This window comes from Pseudomonas sp. TNT3 (assembly GCF_010095445.2).
Classification (GTDB): domain Bacteria; phylum Pseudomonadota; class Gammaproteobacteria; order Pseudomonadales; family Pseudomonadaceae; genus Aquipseudomonas.
In genome coordinates, this window is sequence record NZ_WFGV02000004.1 from 103,350 (window position 1) to 120,760 (window position 17,411).

A 17,411-nucleotide genomic window follows, 5' to 3' on the forward strand; every position below is an offset into this window, starting at 1 on the left:
GGCTTTATTCTTTTCAGATGCAGGCAGATTACTGCGCATCCAATTGCTTGCCACGTGTTTCCGGCAGACTTAATGCCGCGAGTATGACCACCCCGTAGGACACCGCCGCAAATGCCCCGATGCCTACGCTCAACGGCACCTTCTGGCTAAGCAAGCCGATCAACAGCGGAAACAATGCCGCCAGCGCCCGGCCGATGTTGTAGCAAAAGCCCTGGCCTGAACCGCGAATCCGTGTCGGAAACAGCTCCGTGAGAAACGCCCCCATGCCGCTGAAAATCCCCGAGGCAAAAAAGCCCAGCGGGAAGCCCAGCCAGAGCATCACGCCATTACTGACGGGCAACTGGGTGTAGAGCAGCACAATGGTGAAAGAGCCGACGGCAAACAGAATGAAGTTTTTCTTGCGGCCGAGGATGTCAGTCAAATACGCGCTGATGACATAGCCGACGTAGGAGCCGACGATCACCATCGCCAGATAACCGCCCGTACCCAGCACGCTCAACCCTCGCTCATTCTTCAGAAAAGTCGGCAACCAGGAGGTGATGGCGTAGTAACCGCCGAGTGCGCCCGTGGTCAGCACCGAAGCGCGAATCGTGGTGAACAGGATGCCCGGAGCGAAGATCTCGTAAAACTTCGCCTGATTGCCCGGTACCTGTTTAGCCTTGGCTTCGCGGTAGATTTCCGGGTCCTTGACCAGCCGCCGGACGAAAATCACGAAGATCGCCGGCACAATCCCCAGGATAAACAACGCGCGCCAGGCATCTTCCGGCGGCAACACCGAGAACAGCAGCGCATACAGAATCGCCGTCAGCCCCCAACCCAGCGCCCATCCCGATTGCACCATGCCCACCGCTTTGCCGCGGTCCTTGGCGCGAATCACTTCGCCCATCAACACCGCGCCAGCGGTCCATTCGCCGCCGAAACCGAAGCCCATCAACGTGCGGCTGATCAGCAGTTGTTCGTAGTTTTGCGCGAAGCCGCAGAGGAAGGTGAAGAACGCGAACCACAGCACCGTCAGCTGCAAGGTGCGAACGCGACCGATGCGATCGGACAGGATCCCCGCCACCCAGCCGCCAATGGCCGAAGCGATCAAGGTACTGGTGTGAATCAGCCCGGCTTCACCGGTGGTAATGCCCCACATGGCAATCAGGGTGGGCACCACGAAGCTGAGCATCTGGGTGTCCATGCCGTCCAGGCCATAGCCGATCTTGCAACTCCAGAAGGTGCGACGTTCCTGCTGATTGATGTTGTGATACCAGTCGAAGGGTCCCGGGCGAGCCGTGGCCTTGGGGGTATCGAGCGTGTCGGGCGCACTCATGGCGAATCTCCGCGCAAATTTTATTGGTATTGTTCTGAGCCCCGACGACGCCTATCGTGGGAACCGGATGCGTCGATTTTTGGACGCCCGCCCCTACTGCGTCCAACTAATAAAAACCCGCCTTAGGCATAAGAAAAATTTATCCCCCCGGTTTAAGCCTGCGAGTTGATTCCATGAACTTGAAGTTTCTTGAGACCTTTGTCTGGGTTGCCCGACTCAAGAGTTTCCGCCTGACGGCAGACAAGCTGTTCACCACTCAAGCATCGATTTCCAGCCGGATCGCGGTGCTCGAAACCGAGCTTGGCGTGAAACTGTTTCTGCGCGATTCTCGCGGCGTCAGCCTGACGCCCGAAGGCCTGAAAGTGCTCGAATACGCCGAGCAGATGATGGACACCATGCAGGCGCTCAAGCACTCGATCGAGACCCGCTCCTGCAAAGTCGGACGGATCCGCATCGGCGTGATGGACACGGTGATTCACACCTGGCTCAGCCCGTTGGTGGCGCAGATGACGGACCACTATCCGCTGGTGGAAATCGAGTTGGTGGCCGATACCTCGCTCAACCTCTGCGATCAGCTGCAAAAAGGCTTTCTCGACGTGATCCTGCAAACCGACCTGCTGCGCCAGGAAAGCGTGCGCAGCCTGGAGCTGGCCAGTCATCCCATTGGCTGGATCGCGGCCAGCAACTCCCTCTACAACCGGGAGTATTCGGGCATCACCGACCTCGCGCGAGAACGGATCATCACCTACTCGAAAAACTCCCACCCGCATCAGGACATTTTGAGCCTGATGCAAGCGAATGGAGTGATGGCACCGCGGCTGAACTGCGTGAATTCGGTGTCCGCCATCACCCGCTTGCTGCGGGATGGCTTTGGTATCGGTGCATTGCCGCCGGTGCTGGTCGCCGAGGAATTGGCGCGGGGTGAACTGACGCTGTTGAATATTGATCAACGGCCACCGAACTTGCAGGTGGTGGTGTCGTGGCGGGTGGGCGTGGAATGGGTCGAGGAGATTGTGGCGTTGTGTCAGCAGGTGCTGGTGGAGTACGCGCAGAAGGTGGGTGAAGGGTATGTCAGCTTGAGCAAACCGTTACCAAACGTATGAACAGGAAGCCTCCTACACGATAATAGGAATCGTCTTCATTACCATTGTTTTCGAAAATAATACTCTTTGCGCGCTTTCAGCTAACGACTGTCGACAAGGAGTCGAACTCAATGCGCGCCTACACGCAACTACAGCAGCAATTGCTCACGCACTGGAGTGAGGCCCTCGAAACAGAAGCGTTTCAGGGCCATCGCATTACGCTCGTTCATCTGATCAAAGCGCTGGAACCCGCCACTCAACGGAGCTTTCAGCGCCTGATGCAGGCGTTGTTTCGAGAGAAACTGATCAACCCTGATATTTGCACTTACGACGATGTCGGTCGTTGCTGGTTGCCCATTGGAGATGACGCGCACCTTTGCTTTGATCATTTGACCGGTGCAGGAATGGACAGCTGGGACCTGCGCGGCAGTGTCACCCTTTTCCCTGCCGGTCATTTGCCCCACAAAATCCTGACGCCCGGCGAACTGCTCGCGCAGCTCAGTATTCACTTCTCCCCCGCCCCCTGCGCCAACGTACTCGAACGCCTGTCCACGGAACTGGAGGACAGCCTGCGCAATGACACCCTATGCCTGGCGTTTCACCACAAATGGACTGAGCGTTTAAGAGAGGAAATTGACACCGAACACGACGGCAATTTTTTGGGCTGGCTTAAAGCCGGCCTAGCTTCAGAGATTCCGACGTTACTGCTCGAGCAATGGGGCACGCTTGGCCATCCCTGGCATCCGAACTACAAAACCAAGCTGGGCTTGAGCGCCACGCAGGTCATTGCACTGTCCCCGGAATTCGACGCGAGTGTTGCGATTGTCCTTTGCGCGTTACACCGGGGGGCCGCCCATGTCGAAGCACTGGACGGTACTCCCGATTATCGGGAGTGGTGGCACGCTCACTTCCCCCAGGCCTGCGAGCAACTCCATCAACATCTGGAGCAAATGGGGCTCAAGTCCGAGGACTACCTCCCCTTGCCCGCTCATCCCTGGCAGGCGCAAGAGGAACTGCCCCACACCTTCGCGGAGGCACTCGCCGATAACCTGTTGGTAATCACCGACATCGTTGCGTTCATTGCCCACCCGACCATGTCCTTTCGCACGGTATTACCGGAGGCGAGCCAAACAGCGCCGATGGTCAAATTACCGGTGTCATTACGCCTGACCAGCGTGCAGCGCACCGTCTCTGCGCGTTCGGCCAGGATGGGCCCACGCATCAGCCAATTGCTTCTGCACATTCTGGATCTGGAGCCAGATATACGCCGCAAGCTGAACATCGTCCCGGAGCGAATCGGTGTTCATTACTCACCTCAGCCAGCCGATGACGAACGTTCCCGACATCTGGCCGTGGTGTACCGCGACAACCCGCATACCTTGATTCAAACCGGTGAATTGGCGGTTCCGGTCGGTAGTCTGTTCGCCGTCGATGAGTTCGAACGACCGCTGTTGCGTGACTGGGTCCAACTGGCTCAGGGCAGTGACGACAGCGAGGCAATGCTTGCGTTCTTCAATGACTACGTGTCGATTGCCGTACCGGGGTTGCTGGGTATGTACCTCCTGTACGGCATAGCGTTCGAAGCGCACCAGCAAAACAGCTTCATGGTGATGGGCGCTGACGGACAGTTGAGCCGACTGCTGCTGCGCGACTTTGGCGATGTTCGTATCCATCGCCAGACGCTGCACGCAAAGGGTATCGACCTGCTGTTGCATGCCCCGAAAATGACCCTCTACGACGACCCCGGCTTTGTCCGCGAAAAACTTCTGCACACCACCTTCATGTGCCACCTGGGCGAGCTGGCGTTGCTGTGCGCCCGACACTGGAACGTGCCTGAACGGCTGCTTTGGGAGCGGATGGCCACTCACGTTACCCATTGCTTCGATACCTTGCGCGAGCACATTGAACCTCAGCGTTGGGAAACCGAGCGCCTCGCCTTGCTGGAACAGGATTGGCCAGCCAAATCGTTTATGCGCATGCGTTTGCTCGACTGTCACACCGATATCGTCGGGCGCTTGAACAATCCATTGCGATCAAGCACACATGCGTGCTGACGGGCGGGCGCTGCCACTGCTGATCAGCATCCAGTTCTTTTCCATGGGCGCCATGGAAATGAGCGGCCCGTTCTGGCCCTTGCAGATCCAGCACCTACTCGGGCCAGAGGATGTCGGCTACACCTCGTTGTTATCAACACTGGTCTACGCCGGCCCGATGCTCGCAGCCATGGTGATGACGCCCGTGTGGGGCCGATTGGGAGATCGTACCGGGCACAAGGCGATGATCATCCGCGCACTGCTGGCACTCGCGCTATGCCAAGGCCTGGCGGCCGTTATCGTCGATCCATTGTGGCTGGTAGGCCTACGCGTGGTGCAAGGCGCGCTGGCCGGTTTTCTCGCCGCCGCCCAAGCCTATGCACTGGCTTTCTGCGACGGGTACAGACGCGGTCACACCCTTGCCCGCTTGCAGTCAGCGACGGCTGTCGGTTCGTTAATCGGCCCCATTGCAGGCGGATGGTTGATGGACGTCTCGGGGTTTGCCCTTCTCTGCTATGGCGCGACAGTGGTGTGCCTCGTTTGCGTCGCGGGCAGCCTTCTCCTGCCTGCCGACACGACTCGCAGGGCGCGTGAAAAACCCGTTGCGTCAATGCCTCTGCCCAAAGGCTGGCTCGTCTCAATGCTGCTGGTGATCGTACTGATCCAGGCCGCGAAGACGATTCCTCAGCCGTTTTACGCCCTGTATGTCGCCAACATTTTACAAGCACCCAATTGGCTGATCGGGGCCACTTACGCGGCAAGCGCCGCGACCCTTGCGCTGTCCGCACCGATGTGGGGGCGCTTGTTCGATCGTTGGGCGCCGGCTCAAACCTTGCGCGTTATCGAAGGTGTGGCCTGGCTGTGCGCCCTGACGCTCGCCGCGACAGCATTGGCTAACGAATGGATGGGTTTTCTCGTCAGTCGGCTCATCTGGGGCATCTGGCAAGGCGCCCTGCTTCCCGTCGCTTATGCATTGATCGCCTGCACCGTCACCCCAAATCAACTCGGTTTCGCCTTGGGCCTTGGCAACAGCGCGGCAAAAGCCGGTGCCTTGCTAGGCGTTGTTGTCGGCGGCGTCGGCATGGGTGTGATCGGTCTGGCTCACAGTTTCTGGCTGGTGGCGGTGGCTTACGCACTGGCTGCTCTCGGGATTCGCTGGATTCGTTAGCTCGCCTCAGCACCCGGCATCAAAACGCTTTCTACCACTTCAATCATAAAAAAAGACCACAACATGACCCAATCCAGACTGTCGTACCTCATTCCCCTGCTCGGCGCTTTCAGCCCCTCCAGCCTCGCCGAGGAGATCGAGCAGCCGCCCGGCACCCTGGACCTCCAGGCCACCGTAGTTTCCGCTACACGCAACGAAGTGAGCATTGCCTCGATTCCTGGCTCCGTTCAGGTCATCGATGAACAGCAGGTCCGCGAGCAGAGCGGCGCAGGTCGTCGGGTCTCCGACATTCTCGGGCAACTGGTTCCCGGCCTTGCACCTTCCAGCGGCGGAATGAGCAACTTTGGGCAGACCCTGCGCGGGCGCAACATGCTGGTGCTGATCGATGGCGTGTCACAGAACGCCACGCGCGATAATTTTCGTCAGCTCAACAGCATTGCGCCGGCGAGCATCGAACGCATCGAAGTGATCTCCGGCGCCAGCAGCGTCTACGGTGCCGGTGCCTCAGGCGGCATCATCAACATCATCACCAAGCGTAATCAGGGTCAGGACATCGCCTATAGCAGCAAGTTGGGCCTGACCAGCGGCAACCACTTCAATGCAAAAGGCTTGGCCTATGAAGTCTTCCAGAGCGCGACCGGGCGCAGGGATGCGCTGGACTGGTACGTGTCCGCCGACCTGACCCAGCGCAACGACCAATACGACGGCAGCGGCAAGCGTATCCCTCAGGACACGTCCCAGGGCAGCAACATGGACACCGAAACCTATGACCTGCAAGGTCGATTCGGGTATGAGCTGGATGCTGACAAGAAACTCAGCCTGTCTCTGCAGAACTACAAGGACCAACAAGACACCGACTACACCAAGGATCCGAAAAACCGGCAGCAAGCCGTGGCGGTCAAAGGGTTGAAACTGGGCGACCAGCCTTACACCCATAATCAGGCGGTCAACCTCAATTACACCGACAAGGACTTCTACAGCCAGGGTCTGCAACTGGAAAGCTACTGGCGCAAGGCCGACGCGCTGTTTTTTCCGGACCTGTCGCGGGGCAAGGCCGGCATCGCCGACAACAACAGCGTGCAGGATGTCTACGGCCTGCGTGCAGCCATTGATTCGGCGCTTCCAGCCATTGGCAATGCCACGGGTAATCTGGTGTGGGGCGCCGACTACGATCACGAACGCTCCCGACAGCGTGGCGACCAGTACACCCTCAATGGTTTGACCTACACAAAAACCGGCACGACCTACGAAATGGGACCTGACATCGAAACCACCACCAAAGCGCTTTTCGGGCAGATGTCATGGGAAATCGGTGATTGGACGTTGCGTGGCGGTATTCGCCGTGAATGGATCAAAAGCGAGGTCGCCGACAGTATTGCTTACGGTGAAATCGTTCAAACCGGTGTACGCGCGACGTTGCCGGGCGACACCCTCCAGTACAGCGCCACGCTGTATAACCTGGGTGCGGTCTACCACCTGAGCGAAAACCAGGACATTTTCGTCAACTACAGCCAGGGTTTTTCGCTGCCGGACATCCAGCGTTTCATGCGTGATGTCAGGAGCACTTTCAACATCCAGAGCCTCAATGCGCAGGCTATCAAGGTCGACAGTTACGAGCTGGGCTGGCGTGGCAACTGGAGCCAGTGGCAAGCCGATGTCACGGCGTATGAAAACACGTCGGATGTGACCCAGTTCTACGATGCCAATGATCGCGTGTTGCGTCTGATCAATCAGAAAGAGCGGGTTCGAGGTATCGAAAGCAGCCTGACGTATCGTGTCACCGATGACTGGTCGCTCGGCGGCACCTACGCCTGGGCCAAAGGGGAAACCGAACAGAACGGCAAATGGATCGACCTGCCGGCCACCCGTATTTCACCCGCTAAAACTACGTTGTTTGCCGGCTACGCCAGGGATGATTACGCCCTGCGTCTGCAAGGCATGCGCCTGGCCAACTACGATGCCGCCGCCAAGGACAACAACGGGCGAGATATCAATGGCTATACGCTGGTGGATTTACTCGGTTCGGTGCACTTGCCGGTCGGGCGTATTGAAGGCGGGGTGTACAACCTGACTGACCGCACGTACAAAAATCTGTTTGCTCAAGCCAACGCGCGAGCGCCTTACGCGAACGCTCAAGGCCGGACGCTGAGCGTGAGTTATTCGGTAGATTGGTGAAAGTTAAGCAGGCATGCCGATCAGTCAAGCCTCACGACAACCTGTAGCAGCTGGCGAAGCCTGCGTTGGGGCGCGAAGCGGACCTGATTTTCAAACCGGTATCACGGTGCCTGGACAGCGACTGCTTCGGTCGAGCGCGACCCCGGAGCAAACGCAGGCTGCGCCAGCTGCTACAGGGATTTGGGTGTATCTGGTGCAGTCTAGTTACAACCCCCGCACATCCCGATCTTCAATCGGCCGGCTCTGGCGCAGACGCTTGCCGCCCAACACCACCCAGTCGATCAGGCGGAACAGGCATTCGATTCCGAACGACAGCAGCAAGGCGCCGCTCATGCCCCAGATCATCGCTTCCGGGGTCAGCAGAATCTGGTAGCTGTAGCCATTCCAGGTTTCCTTGCGGATATCCGGGTCGGCGGCCAGGGCCACTTGCAGGACGCGGATGTACCACGGGCCCTGCATGGCCTGAAACTGTTTATCGAGGGCGATCTGGCGGGTGAGCAAGGTGCTCAGGCTGTCGGCGTCGCTGCGAAAAATAGGGTCTTCGCTGGCGCGGTAATGCGCGACCAGTGCCTGCATGTCGCCTTTGAAGAACTGATTGGCGGTGCCTTGAAAACCGCTCAAGCCGGTCTGCGCCTCAATCAGATGGGCTTCGACCCGCTTGGCGTAATCGCTGATAAAACCCGGCACTTGCACGCCGATCAACAGGCCCGCCGCGAACAACACCAGTCGTACATAACTGAGCAACATCGGGACGGTCCTTATTCGGTCTTGCCCTGGCTGACGCATTCACCGCGTCGCCACAGGCTCCATTGGCCCGGTTCGTAACGGGTCCATGTTTCGTTTTCGGTCAAGGGTTCGGTGGCAATCACGGTCACCACGTCGTTGGGCGTGGTTTCGGCCTGGAAGTCGACGATCACATCGACATCTTTCAAGCGCGCCGGGCCAAACGGTGCGCGGCGGGTAATCTGGGCAAGTTTGGTCGAGCAGTAACAAAACAGCCAGTCGCCATCACTGAGCAGGCAGTTGAAGACGCCTTTATTGCGATACTCGGCGCAGGCGGCGACCAGGTCGGGCAACAGTGCTTCGACGTCGACCGGTTCAGGAAAGGCGGCGCGCACACGGTTAAGCAAGTCACAGAACGCCGCTTCGCTGTCGGTATCGCCCACGGGACGGTAAAAGCTGGTGATCGGTTGAAAATCCGCCAGTTGGCCGTTGTGGGCGAAACACCAGTTGCGTCCCCACAGCTCGCGGACGAACGGGTGAGTATTGGACAGGCAGACCTTGCCGACGTTGGCCTGGCGGATGTGCCCGATGACCACTTCGCTCTTGATCGGATAGCGCTGCACCAGATTCGCCACTTCAGACTCGCAGCTCGCTGCCGGATCCTGAAACAAGCGCAATCCGCGACCTTCATAGAACGCGATACCCCAACCGTCACGGTGCGGACCGGTACGCCCGCCGCGCTGCATCAGCCCGGTGAAGCTGAACACGATATCGGTCGGGACATTGGCGCTCATGCCCAATAACTCACACATGCTCGGTCTCTCGATGAAAAGCTGGGGCCAGTGTTACAAACGCGGTTCGACCCGCATACGCTGAGGGTTGCTCGGTACCGGTGGACGGCCGTATCGATCATCCCCGGCACCGCCGAACAGATGCTCGTCTTCAGGTTCTTCCGCCCGGGCAGCTTCTCGTGCAGCGGCGGCCTGTTCCTTGCGAGCGTTGGCGGCGCGCTCGATAGGGAAGCGGATAGCCACGAAGATGAGGTAGAGGGCGAAGGCGATCATCCCGTACATGAACAGGTCGGAAATCGCCCGCCAGGCGTTATTACCGACTTTGAACATCAGGTCGAGGGCGGTAATGGCGATCGCCGGTGCAACTTTTTCCTTCACGGGATCAATAATGGTCGGGCTGAACAGCAACACGGCCACCAGCAGCCGCAGCGGCTCGCGTAGCCAGCGCCACATCCAGCGGGTCAGGCGCAACCACACCAACAGGCAGCCTATAGCGGCGAAGGCGTAGAGGCCCCAAGCGATCAGATAGTCGTTCTCGGTCATGGTGTCCATGGCAAGGGAGGCAAAGAGGCGCTTATAGTAACGACTTTTCACCCATCAGGCTTGTCCATGTAGGAGCACAGCTTGCTCGCGATGGCGCCAGTCCAGTCGACATCGACTGTGGATGCCAGCGCTGCAGGGCAGCAGACCTTCCTGCAGAAACCTATTCCGTACTTCGTTCGAGAGCCCTTCATGCCCCTATCCGCCAACGTTTCCGATGCACCCCTAGCCCACAGGGCTGAAGGTTCCGACCCGTATGCCTGGTTGCAGGAGCGGGACACCGACGCGGTGCTCGACTACTTGAAGGCTGAGAACCGCTATCAGGAAGCGCAGACCGCCGATCAGGCCGGGCTGCGTGAAACCCTGTTCGAAGAAATCAAGGGCCGGATCCTCGAGACCGACCTGTCCCTGCCCTCCCCGTGGGGCCCGTATCTGTACTACACCCGCACCACCGCCGGCGACGAGTACGCGCGCCATTACCGCTGCCCGCGCCCGGCCGATGACGGCCTGCAGCTGGATGAAAGCCAGGAACAGCTGCTGCTGGACCCGAACGAACTGGCCAACGGCGGTTTCTTCTCTCTTGGGGCGTTCAGCATCAGCCCGGACCACCAGCGCCTGGCCTACAGCATCGATTCCACGGGTGATGAGGTGTACACGCTGTTCGTGAAGGAACTGTCCAGCGGACGGGTCAGTGAACTGGAATTCCAGGACTGCGATGGCAGCATGACCTGGGCCAACGACAGCCTGACGCTGTTTTTCGGCGAACTGGACGACACCCATCGCCCGCACAAGCTGTTCCGCTATCGACTGGATGGCACTGCGGCCGAAGAAGTGTTCCATGAGACGGACGGTCGATTCTTCCTCCATTGCTACCGCTCGAGTTCCGAGCTGCAATTGCTGCTGGCATTGGGCAGCAAGACCACCAGTGAAGTGTGGGTCCTCGACGCCGCGCAGCCCCAGCAAGCGTTCACCTGTGTTGCACCGCGCGTGGAAGATCATGAATACGATGTCGATCACGGCGCGCTCGACGGTGAATGGACCTGGTTCATTCGCACCAACCGCGACGGGATCAACTTCGCGCTGTATCGCGCCGTCGATACCGGCGTTGCGCCGACTGAGGCCGATTGGCAGAAACTGATCCCGCACAGCGATACCACGATGATCGACGGCATGAGCCTCAACGCGGGGGCTTTGACCCTGAGCCTGCGCGAAGGCGGTTTGCCCATCATCGAGGTGCACCCGCAAGACCTGCCAAGCTACCGCGTCAATCTGCCGGATGCGGCCTACAGCCTGCATGTACAGAACAGCCTGGAGTTCGTCAGCGAGCGCATCCGCCTGCGCTATGAAGCGTTGAACCGGCCGGCGCAAATCCGCCAGCTGGAATTGGCAAATGGCGAGCAGAAAGTCCTCAAGCAAACCCCGGTACTGGGTCCGTTCGATGCCGATGCCTACGTCAGTCAGCGCCTATGGGCGACCGCGCCGGACGGGACGCAAGTGCCCATCAGCCTGGTGGTCAAACGCGAAGCACTGGGCAAACCGACACCGCTCTATCTCTATGGCTATGGTGCTTACGGCGAAAGTCTCGACCCTTGGTTCTCCCACGCACGCCTGAGCCTGCTGGATCGCGGCGTGGCGTTTGCGATTGCGCATGTGCGCGGCGGCGGTGAACTGGGTGAAGCCTGGTATCGCGCAGGCAAGCAGGAACACAAGCACAACACCTTCAGCGACTTCATCGCGTGTGCCGAACACTTGATCGCCAACGGCTACACCACCGCCCCGCAACTGGCGATCAGTGGCGGCAGCGCGGGTGGTTTGTTGATCGGTGCGGTGCTCAATCAGCGTCCGGATCTGTTCGGCGCGGCGATTGCTGAAGTGCCGTTCGTCGACGTGCTGAACACCATGCTCGACCCGGACCTGCCGCTGACCGTCACCGAATACGACGAGTGGGGCAATCCCGAAGAACCGGAGGTGTACGAGCGAATCAAGGCTTACGCTCCGTATGAAAACGTCACTGCCCAAGCCTACCCGGCGACACTGGTGATCGCCGGCTACAACGACAGCCGCGTGCAGTATTGGGAAGCGGCCAAATGGGTAGCCAAGCTGCGAGCGACCAAAACCGACACGAATCCGCTGTTGCTCAAGACCGAACTGGGCGCCGGGCATGGCGGGATGAGCGGTCGTTATCAGGGACTGCGTGACGTCGCGCTGGAATACGCATTTGTCTTCAAGGTGTTGGGGATTGCCTGAGTAGCAGGCCCTGCCGGACGTACCCCTGTAGCAGCTGGCGCAGCCTGCGTCCCTGTGGCGAGGGGATTTATCCCCGTTCGGCTGCGCAGCAGTCGTATAGATTTTGGGGCCGCTGCGCGACCCAGCGGGGATAAATCCCCTCGCCACAGGTTCGCAGGCTTCGCCAGCTGCTACAGGGTTGTGGTATTCAGCATCATCGGTGTCGGCCAGGCCTGAACCCGCAATAAAACCCGATAAAGACACAACGACATGTCAGAAAACACTCAGTTGAACAACGAAATCCGCTATTGGCTGATGGATTGCGGCCTCTTCGATCACTTGCTGCCAGCGGACTTCGCGGCGGCGTCCGGCTACTTCAGCATCAGCACCGTCCCCGAGGGCGAAGTGATTTTCCACGAAGGCGATGCCGGCAGCTTCATGTGCATCATCCACAGCGGCCAGGTGGCCGTGCAGAAGACCAACAGTGACGGGCAAGCCGTGACCATGGCCACCCTGCGCAGCGGCCGGGCGTTCGGCGAAATGGCCGTGCTGGATGGCGAACGCCGCTCGGCCAGTTGCGTGGCGGCGAGCAACTGCCAGTTGCTCAACCTGGGCAAGGATTCGCTGGAGAAGATGCTCAACGATTCGCCAAAAATCGCCGCCAAGATCATCCGCGCCCTTGCCGTTTCGCTTTCCAAACGCCTGCGCATGGCGGATGGACAACTGCTGTCCCAACAATTTTAACCGCCAGGGGATTTAATCCTGGTGTTGTTCTGCTCAAGGCCCGGCAAGGTCTGGTCCTTGGGCGGATTGGGCATTTCAATCCGCGGCAACAAGGGCGCGCTGCCACTGCCAGGACCGGCCCTCGGCACACTGGTCGGGGTAATCTGCGGGTACGGTGTCGGTGTCGCGGTGCCGGGTGAACCGGACATCGGCGCGGGACTGGTGGGAATGACTTGCAGTTCCTGGGCCTGCACTGCAGGAATCGAGAGCGCGGCCAAGGCAATGACCGTTAGAATGGTGCGCTTCATCAATGGCTCCGTTAGCCTTGTTGTCTATTTGCAGGCTACTCCCAACTGCGCGTGTTTGCCCTCCCCAATACCCAATCTTCTCAAGAGAGCCTCATGAAACGTTTCGTACTGCTCGACACCACTCCGATTCCTGAAAATGGCGGTGCCCTGTGCCTGTTCGAATACGGTGAGGATTTCGTCATCAAGATCCAGGGCGGCGATGGCGGGCAGCTGATGAATACCCGCATGCATGGTTCTGAAGATGCCCTGGCGGAGATTCCTTGCCGCAAGGTTGCCGGCCGGCCGGACTCGCGGGTATTGATCGGTGGCCTGGGCATGGGCTTCACCCTCGCCTCGGCCCTAAAGCACCTGGGCAAAACCGCGCAAGTGGTCGTGGCCGAACTGGTGCCCGGCGTCGTTGAATGGAACCGCGGACCGCTCGGCGAAAAGGCCGGCAACCCGCTGCTCGACCCGCGTACCGTCATCCGCATGGAAGACGTGGCCAAGGTCCTGCAAGCCGAACCCCAGGGCTTTGACGCGATCATGCTCGACGTCGACAACGGCCCTGAAGGCCTGACTCAAAAAGCCAACAGCTGGCTGTATTCCGCGGGTGGACTGAGCGCGTGCGCCAAAGCACTGCGCCCTAAAGGCGTACTGGCCGTCTGGTCGGCGAGCGCCGATCGGCAGTTTTCCGACAAACTGAAAAAAGCCGGTTTCAAGGCCGAGGAAGTGCAGGTCTTCGCCCACGGAAACAAAGGTACCCGCCATACCATCTGGATTGCCGAGAAGCTCAAGGGCTGAGCTAAACTCCCTCTATAACCGTCATTAGTCTTTTTACAAAGGTGAACCCATGAGTTCGTCAACGCCTCCAACCAACACGTCGAAGTTGGACCGCATCCTTGCCGATAACCAGCGCGACAAGGAAATGGGTTACCGCGACAAGGCTCTGAAGATGTACCCGCACGTGTGCGGCCGCTGCGCCCGTGAGTTTTCCGGCAAGCGCCTGAGCGAACTGACCGTGCATCACCGCGACCATAACCATGACAACAACCCGCAGGATGGGTCGAACTGGGAGTTGTTGTGCCTGTATTGCCACGATAACGAGCACTCGCGCTACACCGACCAGCAGTATTTCAGCGAGGGGTCGTTGGGTTCGCCGAAGATTGCCAAGGCGACGCATAACCCGTTTGCGGCGTTGGCCGGGTTGATGAAGAAGGAAGATTAATATCTCCAGTGCCTCGGCGGGCACTATCGTGAGCAGGCTCGCTCCTACGCGTATTGATGTCGTACACAAACTCTGTGCTCGATAGTTGAACCTGTGGAAGTGAGCCTGCTCCGGGAGGCGTTCCGACGATAACGGTCTTCCATACACCGCCAATCTCAAACCAAACACCCCTCCCCCAATCCCCGTATAATCGCCGTTTTTTCCCCGAAGGCACCCCGCTCGTGGCAGACAAACGGTACAGCTGCATTGGTTTGTATAACCCCAAATCACCGGAAAACGTCGGTTCGGTCATGCGCGCCGCCGGCTGCTATGGCGTGGCCTCAGTGTTCTACACCGGCAAACGTTATGAACGCGCCGCCGACTTCGTGACCGACACCAAGCGCGTGCACTACGACATCCCGCTGATCGGCATCGATGACCTGAAGAAAATCCTGCCGCTCAATTGCGTACCGGTCGCCGTGGAACTGGTTGAAGGCGCCCGTCCGCTGCCCGAGTACACGCACCCGGACCGTGCGCTGTACATCTTCGGCCCGGAAGACGGCTCGCTGGATAAAGAGATTCGCGACTGGTGCGAAGACGTGGTGTACATCCCGACTACCGGCTGCATGAACCTCGCCGCCACGGTCAACGTCGTGCTCTACGACCGCATGGCCAAGGGCCTGAATACCCGCTCGGGGCCGAAATTCCGCTGAATCGCCGCACATCCAATGGAACAAGCCGGCCGCTTCGGCAGTCAGCTTAATTATCTATTCTTGAAGCAGCCATTTCCGCCAGGAGACAGATCATGAGCGAACTCAAACGCGTAGAACGCATCGAATCCACCCCGTTCCAGACCTACCCGGACCAGAACGTCCATGGCTGGGAGCGCATCGGTTCCCTCGCCGGCGGTGTCGTGATGATGGGCAAAGGCCTGCGCCGTGGCGGTATTTTCGGTTTGATTCAAGTGGCGATTGGCGGCGTGGCGCTGGCACGTGGCATTACCGGGCACAGTTCGGCCAAGAGCCTGCTGGAAAAAAGCCGTCAGGACATGAACAACGTGCGGGCGAAGATTGAGCGGGCCGGGGAAGAGTTGAGCCGTTTGAAGGCGAATGCCGAGGCAGCGACCAACACCGCAACGGTGACCGGGAATGATTCGTTGAAATCCCCTAAAACCGGGGTTTGATCCGACAGATGTGTTGAGGTGCATGACCTCTTCGCGAGCAAGCCCGCTCCCACAGTAGATCGGTGTCATACACAAAGGCCCCCGTGGGAGCTAGCCTGCTAGCGATGGCGAACTTACTGAAGCAACTCGCTATCGAGGACTTTGGAAGGTTCGCCGATGACGCTTTCGGCAAGTTGCACGAATTCCCTGGTGTCGACACTCTCCAGACGCATCGCCCCGCGCAGCACATCATCCAGCGACCGCTTGTTACGCGTCTTGATTCGGATCTCCTGATCCAGCTCACTCAGCAACAACACCGCTTTGCCAACCTGTGCCGAATTGACCTGCTCCCCCCGCAAGGTCGAGACTTTCTCGCTATCCCTGGCCAATCTCTTCTGCAAGCTCGCATACCGCTCATCACTCATGCCCCCGGCGCGCCGCACCAGTTCGATGGCGTAATACTCGGCAAACCCCTCGCTGATCCAGTCGCTGCGCTGCTTGTCGTTGATGCGCCCGAACACCTGAGCCAATTCGCGCACCAGCGCACTCGAGCCATTTTCGCTGACCAGTGGCAGACGCGTGTTCAGGTAGATTGACTCCCGCGCGGCAAGGCTGCCGCGCCACATCGGGTCGTTGGCACCGACGATCAGCAGTTTGCTGGGATGACGGGGAAATACAGCCTGTACCTGCGGCCAGACAAACGTCAGTAACGTCAGTACATCCATGCGCCGCATGCCCTGCCCCTGAGGCGAAGCAACCGTCACTTCGGTTTCCCCCAGGCGTGTGCGGCGCGTGCCGAGGTGGCCGGCGAGCATCCAGCCCGTGGGTCGGTCAAACAGGCGGGAGACGTTATCGATGCGGAATTTGTTTTTGCCGATCCTCGGCCAGGAGGTCTCTACGCTTTTCCAGCCGTTGGGCAATTCGAATTCAAGGCGCGAAACCAGTTCGATACCGTCCTGCTGATCGAGCTTCGCGGCGGGAACCAGATCATCGCCGCGCATCAGTGCCCAGGTCGGCGTCATGCGTGTGTCGAAGCTGCCGCTCTTGCGCCCGTGGCTGATGCGCACGCGGTAGGTCAGGCTGGCCTTTTCCGCAATGGGGCGCCAGACGCCACGCGTGTGCTTGCCTGGGCTGAGCTGCCACTGGCCGTCGGCCTTGAAATCGCTGTAATGGCTGCCATCACCGAGATCGAAATCCAGACTGCGAACCGCCGAGCCTTGGGCCAGGGTCAACCGCACCTCCGCCTGATCGCTTTGCGGCAACAGGCGTACGTGATAATCCAGATCGACCTTCTTTGCCGCCCACACGGACGAACTCAGGGCCAGTAGCCCAACCGCCAACGCCAGCCGCAATCCCACAGCCATACACCGTCCCCTTTTGTGGCGAGCGAGCTTGCTCGCGCCGGGCTGCGTAGCGGCCCCAAATCCTTCTGACCACTGCCCACTGTGTGGGTGCTACGCACGCGAGCGCCAGCCCCCTCACCACCCAGTCAATAGCAATGAACATTAACCCGCGCGAAAAATCAGATGGTCTTCCCAATCATCCTCGGCCACGCTGCCTTCAGCGAGCATGCGTCCCGATTGTGAAATTCGTTCGTGGTGCACCGCATCGCGATCACCGCTCACCAGGTGATGCCAGAATGGCAAGTCCTTACCTTCACTGACCAGGCGATAACCGCAAGTGGGCGGTAGCCATTTGAACTCGTCGGCCTTGCCCGGTGTGAGCTGGATGCAGTCCGGCACCGACTCACGGCGATTGGGGTAATCGCTGCACTGGCAGGTTTTCAGATCCAGCAGTTTGCAGGCGATTCGGGTGTAATAAACGCTGTTGTCGTCTTCGTCTTCGAGCTTTTGCAGGCAGCACAGGCCACAACCGTCGCACAGCGATTCCCATTCCTGCTGATCGAGTTGATCGAGGGTTTTGTGTTTCCAGAACGGTTCGACAGGGGTGGCCATGGGTTCGAGCATCGACATCAGGTGGTG

General features: G+C 59.4%; 17 protein-coding genes. 10 read left to right on the forward strand and 7 right to left on the reverse strand.

Annotated features, from left to right (window positions below; genetic code table 11):
* Window positions 1–28 precede the first annotated feature (28 nt).
* Entirely contained in the window at window positions 29–1,315 is a 1,287-nt protein-coding gene (locus GBC55_RS04245; protein ID WP_162436917.1) for an MFS transporter, read from the reverse strand.
* A gap of 173 nt (window positions 1,316–1,488) precedes the next feature.
* Here GBC55_RS04245 and GBC55_RS04250 point away from each other — a divergent pair, with 173 nt between their 5' ends.
* From GBC55_RS04250 to GBC55_RS04265, 4 genes are all read left to right on the forward strand, one after another.
* Window positions 1,489–2,418, forward strand: a complete 930-nt coding sequence (locus GBC55_RS04250) for a LysR family transcriptional regulator (RefSeq protein WP_162436918.1) — start codon at window positions 1,489–1,491, stop codon at window positions 2,416–2,418.
* Window positions 2,419–2,528: 110 nt separating this feature from the next.
* Window positions 2,529–4,451 (forward strand): IucA/IucC family protein, encoded by a 1,923-nt coding sequence (locus GBC55_RS04255; protein WP_162436919.1) that lies wholly within the window; start codon window positions 2,529–2,531, stop codon window positions 4,449–4,451.
* Window positions 4,441–5,598: an MFS transporter gene (locus tag GBC55_RS04260; RefSeq protein ID WP_162436920.1), complete on the forward strand. Its 1,158-nt coding sequence runs from the start codon at window positions 4,441–4,443 to the stop codon at window positions 5,596–5,598. The genes GBC55_RS04255 and GBC55_RS04260 overlap by 11 nt, the downstream gene beginning before the upstream one ends.
* A gap of 63 nt (window positions 5,599–5,661) precedes the next feature.
* Entirely contained in the window at window positions 5,662–7,773 is a 2,112-nt protein-coding gene (locus tag GBC55_RS04265; RefSeq protein ID WP_162436921.1) for a TonB-dependent receptor, read from the forward strand.
* 204 nt (window positions 7,774–7,977) lie between these two features.
* Here the strand turns inward: GBC55_RS04265 and GBC55_RS04270 are convergent, their stop codons facing one another.
* From GBC55_RS04270 to GBC55_RS04280, 3 genes are read right to left on the reverse strand one after another with little or no spacing between them, the layout of a single operon-like run.
* Complete coding sequence (locus tag GBC55_RS04270) at window positions 7,978–8,520, reverse strand: DUF2937 family protein (protein ID WP_162436922.1); 543 nt, start codon at window positions 8,518–8,520, stop codon at window positions 7,978–7,980.
* A gap of 11 nt (window positions 8,521–8,531) precedes the next feature.
* Window positions 8,532–9,308 carry a class II glutamine amidotransferase gene (locus GBC55_RS04275; RefSeq protein ID WP_162436923.1) on the reverse strand — a complete coding sequence of 259 codons (777 nt, stop codon included), beginning with the start codon at window positions 9,306–9,308 and terminating at the stop codon, window positions 8,532–8,534.
* Between the two features lie 33 nt (window positions 9,309–9,341).
* A complete protein-coding gene (locus GBC55_RS04280) occupies window positions 9,342–9,839 on the reverse strand; it encodes an MFS transporter (RefSeq protein ID WP_162436953.1) in 498 nt (165 codons plus the stop codon).
* 180 nt (window positions 9,840–10,019) lie between these two features.
* On the opposite strand from GBC55_RS04280, the gene GBC55_RS04285 reads away from it, so the two are divergent.
* Both GBC55_RS04285 and GBC55_RS04290 read left to right on the forward strand, forming a co-directional pair.
* Window positions 10,020–12,074 carry a S9 family peptidase gene (locus GBC55_RS04285; protein WP_162436924.1) on the forward strand — a complete coding sequence of 685 codons (2,055 nt, stop codon included), beginning with the start codon at window positions 10,020–10,022 and terminating at the stop codon, window positions 12,072–12,074.
* Window positions 12,075–12,323: 249 nt separating this feature from the next.
* The gene (locus tag GBC55_RS04290) at window positions 12,324–12,797 is read left to right on the forward strand and encodes a cyclic nucleotide-binding domain-containing protein (RefSeq protein ID WP_162436925.1); all 474 of its coding nucleotides are present in this window, start codon (window positions 12,324–12,326) and stop codon (window positions 12,795–12,797) included.
* On the opposite strand, the gene GBC55_RS04295 is transcribed toward GBC55_RS04290, so the two are convergent.
* Complete coding sequence (locus GBC55_RS04295) at window positions 12,794–13,084, reverse strand: hypothetical protein (RefSeq protein ID WP_162436926.1); 291 nt, start codon at window positions 13,082–13,084, stop codon at window positions 12,794–12,796. The two genes, GBC55_RS04290 and GBC55_RS04295, sit on opposite strands and share 4 nt — an antisense overlap.
* A gap of 93 nt (window positions 13,085–13,177) precedes the next feature.
* Here GBC55_RS04295 and GBC55_RS04300 point away from each other — a divergent pair, with 93 nt between their 5' ends.
* From GBC55_RS04300 to GBC55_RS04315, 4 genes are all read left to right on the forward strand, one after another.
* Window positions 13,178–13,864 carry a hypothetical protein gene (locus GBC55_RS04300; RefSeq protein WP_162436927.1) on the forward strand — a complete coding sequence of 229 codons (687 nt, stop codon included), beginning with the start codon at window positions 13,178–13,180 and terminating at the stop codon, window positions 13,862–13,864.
* Window positions 13,865–13,913: 49 nt separating this feature from the next.
* A complete protein-coding gene (locus tag GBC55_RS04305; protein ID WP_162436928.1) occupies window positions 13,914–14,288 on the forward strand; it encodes a YajD family HNH nuclease in 375 nt (124 codons plus the stop codon).
* A 221-nt stretch (window positions 14,289–14,509) separates the two neighbouring features.
* Window positions 14,510–14,980 (forward strand): RNA methyltransferase, encoded by a 471-nt coding sequence (locus tag GBC55_RS04310; RefSeq protein WP_007911337.1) that lies wholly within the window; start codon window positions 14,510–14,512, stop codon window positions 14,978–14,980.
* 92 nt (window positions 14,981–15,072) lie between these two features.
* Complete coding sequence (locus GBC55_RS04315; protein WP_162436929.1) at window positions 15,073–15,450, forward strand: DUF2892 domain-containing protein; 378 nt, start codon at window positions 15,073–15,075, stop codon at window positions 15,448–15,450.
* 113 nt (window positions 15,451–15,563) lie between these two features.
* Here GBC55_RS04315 and GBC55_RS04320 read toward each other — a convergent pair whose 3' ends face one another.
* Both GBC55_RS04320 and GBC55_RS04325 read right to left on the reverse strand, forming a co-directional pair.
* Complete coding sequence (locus tag GBC55_RS04320) at window positions 15,564–16,793, reverse strand: hypothetical protein (protein WP_162436930.1); 1,230 nt, start codon at window positions 16,791–16,793, stop codon at window positions 15,564–15,566.
* 141 nt (window positions 16,794–16,934) lie between these two features.
* A complete protein-coding gene (locus GBC55_RS04325; protein WP_162436931.1) occupies window positions 16,935–17,384 on the reverse strand; it encodes a YcgN family cysteine cluster protein in 450 nt (149 codons plus the stop codon).
* Between the last annotated feature and the right edge of the window lie 27 nt (window positions 17,385–17,411).